Below are 4,300 nucleotides of genomic sequence, written 5' to 3' on the forward strand. Positions count from 1 at the left end.
GCCTGGAGGCGGAGGCGCATGGCTCCACGCGCGCGTCCCGGTCACCCCAGGGGAGTCTCTCGAGCTGCGCATCGCGAGCGGTGGCGACTCGCAAGGGGGCGGTGGTGGTGCCTCGCAGGTCCTCCGTGCCGGGCAGGTCATGCTGGTGGCGGCGGGAGGCGGCGGCGGAGGACATGACGGATGCAGTGGTTGCTCCAGGGATGAAGACCCCCTGGGCGGAGCAGGGGGCGGTGGAGGCCCCGTGGGCGGGAATGGACAGGACGGCCGGCTCAATGACTACTACCTGTCCGGAGCGGGAGGCGGCGGCGGAGGAATGCAGAACGCGGGAGGTGTGGCGGGGCCGAGCAACAACCGGCAGCCGCCGGAGCCGGTGACCTGTGCGGCGCCGGGGCTTCCGGGAGACGCTTTGCAAGGAGGGGCGTCTCGTGCCTGCCAGTCCAGTGCCCAGCCCGTCGCCACCGGCCACCTGGGAGGACGCGGGATGGGGAATGGCTCTGGAGGGGGAGGTGGCTCGGGTTGGTATGGCGGAGGAAGTGGCGGCAGCCGGTACACCTACTCAGGCGGAGGCGGTGGCGGCGGCTCGTCATATGCGCATCCCAGCGTCACGCTCCTGGCGACTGAAGGCGGCAACGGTCAGCAGCCGGGTGGACGGATTGTGACGGGATACCTGGGCATCGCCGGCCGTGGGGGAGAGCCCCTGACGAATTGGCAGACGGAGCAATCGACTCCGGGAGCGTCGGGCCTGGCCCTCCTGTGGTGGAGGTAGCCGCGGCGAGTCCGTGGGGCCTTGCGCAAGCAAGGCCTCTTCTTCCCGATGACTGCCATTGTCAGAAGACGAAGCCTCGGTGGCTTGACCGAGGCGTCTGACGGGGGAAGGGGAGTGGGCCCTCCTGGATTCGAACCAGGGACCAATCGGTTATGAGCCGACAGCTCTAACCGCTGAGCTAAGGGCCCCCATGCGTGAACAACCCGCGTGTCCGGTGGCATATCCCCGCGCATGCGTTGCTGGCAAGCGCCACTCGGCCCCCTGATTTGACGCTGCCTCTCGCGTCGGCGTGAGGCTTTGTGCGCGCCTTGCGTCAGCGCTTCCGCTTCGACGTGGGAGCGCCCGTCTTGCGTGAGGCCTGCTGCTTCGCGGGCGTCGCGGGCTCCTGGGCCACCTTCACCCGGAACACCTGCCCACGCTGCTCCACCGTGACGCCCTCGGCGCGCAGGCGCTTCGCCTGCTCATTCGCCACCGTGGACGCCAGCGTCCCTCCCGCCTTCGTCACACGCCACCACGGCAGCTCCTGTCCCGGAGGCAGCTTCGTCATCTCGCGCCCCACGCCGCGCGCCGCCCCGGGACGTCCCGCGTACAACGCCACCTGCGAATACGAGCGCACCTGGCCTCGCGGAATCGAGCGCACCGCGCGCCATACCGCCTCGGAGAAGGGCGGACGCTTCGGCGGAGCCGACGCCTCGGGTTCCGCTCGGGACTTCGTCTTCGTCGTCGTCCTGGACTTGGAGAGCGCCACGGCGCCCGACTCTAGAAACACGAAGGCCCCCGGTCCATGAAGGAGCGGGGGCCTCGGGACTTCCCGTGACGGCTCACGATGGAGCCGTCAGGAAGGCGTCAGCTCTCCACGAAGGAGCGCAGGCGCTTGGAGCGGCTGGGGTGACGCAGCTTGCGCAGCGCCTTGGCCTCGATCTGACGGATGCGCTCGCGCGTCACCTCGAAGTCCTGGCCCACCTCTTCCAGCGTGTGGTCGCTCTTCTCGCCAATGCCGAAGCGCATGCGGAGCACCTTCTCCTCGCGCGGCGTCAGCGTGGCCAGCACCTTGCGGGTCTGCTCCGCCAGGTTCATGTTGATGACCGCGTCCGCCGGCGACACGAGGCTCTTGTCCTCGATGAAGTCACCCAGGTGGCTGTCCTCTTCCTCGCCAATGGGCGTCTCCAGGGAGATGGGCTCCTTGGCGATCTTCAGGACCTTGCGCACCTTGTCGAGCGGCAGCTCCATCTTCTCCGCGATTTCCTCCGGCGTCGGCTCGCGGCCAATCTCCTGCACCAGGTAGCGGCTGGTGCGGATGAGCTTGTTGATGGTCTCGATCATGTGCACCGGGATGCGGATGGTGCGGGCCTGGTCGGCGATCGCGCGCGTAATGGCCTGACGAATCCACCAGGTGGCGTAGGTCGAGAACTTGTAGCCGCGCTTGTACTCGAACTTGTCCACGGCCTTCATCAGGCCAATGTTGCCCTCCTGGATGAGGTCCAGGAACTGGAGGCCGCGGTTCGTGTACTTCTTCGCGATGGACACCACGAGGCGCAGGTTCGCCTCCACCAGCTCGCTCTTGGCGCGCTCGGCCCGCTTCTCGCCCAGGCGGATGGCGTCGTAGTTGCGGCGCAGCGCATCCACGGGGAGGTTGGCCTCCTCCTCCACCTTCTTGATCTTCCGAACCGCCGTGCGCACGTCGCGGTCCAGGACCTCGAGCTGCTCGGGCGTGAGGTTGAGCTGCTTCTGCAGCTTCTTGCCGATGTTCGGATTCTCCCGCGACTCCTTCAGCTGCGGGCGCAGCTCCTTCATGGAGATGCCGTAGCGGCGCTCCAAATCACGAAGCTCGTCCTCGGCCTTCTCAACGCGCTCGATGAGCCCCTTGAGATTCACGACGATGCGGTCGACCTGCTTCTTGTTCAGCCGCATCTCCTCCAAGACCTCCATCATCTTGGTCCGGAGGTCCTTCATCTCCTGCTTGAGCTCCTTCTTGCGCACCTCGGTCAGCTTCTTCTTGGAGATGAGCTCCTCTTCCAAGACGTCGCAGTCCTTGGCGAACTTGCGGAAGCGCTCGATCTGCTTGCAGATCTGCTCAATCTTGTTGAGCTCGCTCTGCGCCAGCTGCGCCGGGGCGTCACCCTCGCCGACCTCCTCGGGAGCCTCCTCGGCGCCCTCGGCCTGGGCCTCCTCGGGCGCGTCCTTGATGACGTCGCGCACGCGCAGCTTGGCCGTCTTCAGCTTGTTGCCGATGTCGAGGATCTCCTCGACGGCGACCTTGCAGGCGAGCAGGGCGCGCAGCACTTCCTTCTCGCCCTCTTCGATGCGCTTGGCGATTTCGACCTCGCCCTCGCGCGTGAGCAGGCTGACGCTGCCCATCTTGCGCAGGTACAGGCGCACCGGGTCGTTCGACTTGCCACCCGGCTCGTCGTCTTCGTCCTTCTCGTCCTCGTCGACGTCTTCCTTCTCCTCCTCGACGGTGACGGTGGGCTTGATCTCGTTGTTCTGAGCAGCCTTCTGCGCATCGACAATCTCGATGTCGTTGTCGCCGAACATGCTCATCACGTCGTCGATTTGATCGGACGACACGATGTCGGCGGGCAGCGCGTCATTCACCTCGTCGTAGGTGAGGAAGCCCTTCTCTCGCCCCTGGGCGAGCAGGTCCTTCACTTCCTTGCGCTCGGCGACGGGGTCCTCCTCGACGTCGTCCTCGACGGCGTCCGGGTCCACCTCGACGGCGGCGGCGGCTTCTTCAGCGGCCTCCTCGGGGTCCACGTCCGCGGAGACGACGCCCTTCTTCTTCTTCTTCGTCTCGACCTCGGCGGGCGCCTCCTTGGCCTCCAGGGGCTCCTGCTCCTCGGTCCCAGCCTTCACCCCAGCACCCTTCGCCGCGGGACTGTCCGGTGCCTTCTTCTTGCGGATCACCGGATCCACCTTCTTCTTGGTGGGCTTCACGGACGCCTTCGAGGGCTTCTGCGTCGGCATTCGGGTACTTCTCCTTAAGAAATTCAGGGGCTTGAGGCCTGGGGCGAGCCGGCCGATCTACCGCAAAGTCAGGGTTTCTTACAAACGCGAAGTCAAACCGGTTGCATGGGCGCCTTTGTTCCCGGGGAAGCGGGCTTGAGCTCCTCCAGGACACGCTTCTTGAGGGCCAGCAGTTCCACGCGCTCCGACAACAGTTGCCGCGTCTCTTCCGTGAGGTCGAACGCTCCCGGCGTCTGCTCTGTCGCGCGCTTTATATAAGTGAGCCGCTCGTCGATGCGCCGCACCATGATTTCCCGGCAGATGGCGAAGAACGCATGCTCGAGCTCCTGGCCTTCCGAGGGGAGCTGGCGCCAGGACGTTTCGATGGCGCGCTTCACGGACTCGGCTGCTTCGAAGAGCGCATCCTGGGTGCCCTGGCCCGACGTGGCATGCGCGAGCGCCATGCGCAGTCCCATGTGGGACAGCTCGTCACAGACACGAAAGACATCCCTGCCGAGCAGGCGAGGCTCCCTCAGCACGGAGGCCACGTAGAGCGCCTCCATGGGCGGGGGCGGCTTCTCGGGCAGCGGG

Annotated in this window: 2 protein-coding genes, 1 tRNA gene and 2 pseudogenes; 1 reads left to right on the forward strand and 4 read right to left on the reverse strand. The window is 66.3% G+C overall.

The genetic code is table 11. From position 1 onward, the window contains the following. A pseudogene (locus HR086_RS45085) lies at window positions 1-766 on the forward strand (hypothetical protein); the annotation flags it as partial. A gap of 115 nt (window positions 767-881) precedes the next feature. Here the strand turns inward: HR086_RS45085 and HR086_RS45090 are convergent. The 4 genes and pseudogenes from HR086_RS45090 to HR086_RS45105 form a co-directional block, all read right to left on the reverse strand. Continuing rightward, window positions 882-954 (reverse strand) — tRNA-Ile (locus HR086_RS45090). Between the two features lie 125 nt (window positions 955-1,079). Further along, on the reverse strand, window positions 1,080-1,514 hold the full coding sequence (locus HR086_RS45095; protein WP_174453405.1) for an MGMT family protein: 435 nt from the start codon (window positions 1,512-1,514) through the stop codon (window positions 1,080-1,082). 98 nt (window positions 1,515-1,612) lie between these two features. Next, window positions 1,613-3,730, reverse strand: a complete 2,118-nt coding sequence (gene rpoD, locus HR086_RS45100; protein WP_141644122.1) for an RNA polymerase sigma factor RpoD — start codon at window positions 3,728-3,730, stop codon at window positions 1,613-1,615. Between the two features lie 92 nt (window positions 3,731-3,822). Then, window positions 3,823-4,300 (reverse strand): annotated as a pseudogene (locus HR086_RS45105) (DNA primase); the annotation flags it as partial.

Source organism: Myxococcus sp. CA039A, assembly GCF_013336645.1.
In the GTDB taxonomy this organism is placed as follows: domain Bacteria; phylum Myxococcota; class Myxococcia; order Myxococcales; family Myxococcaceae; genus Myxococcus; species Myxococcus llanfairpwllgwyngyllgogerychwyrndrobwllllantysiliogogogochensis.

Bases quoted from the DNA above. Each gene is read 5' to 3' on its own strand.
- rpoD (WP_141644122.1), bottom strand. From the start codon at position 3,730: ATGCCGACGCAGAAGCCCTCGAAGGCGTCCGTGAAGCCCACCAAGAAG.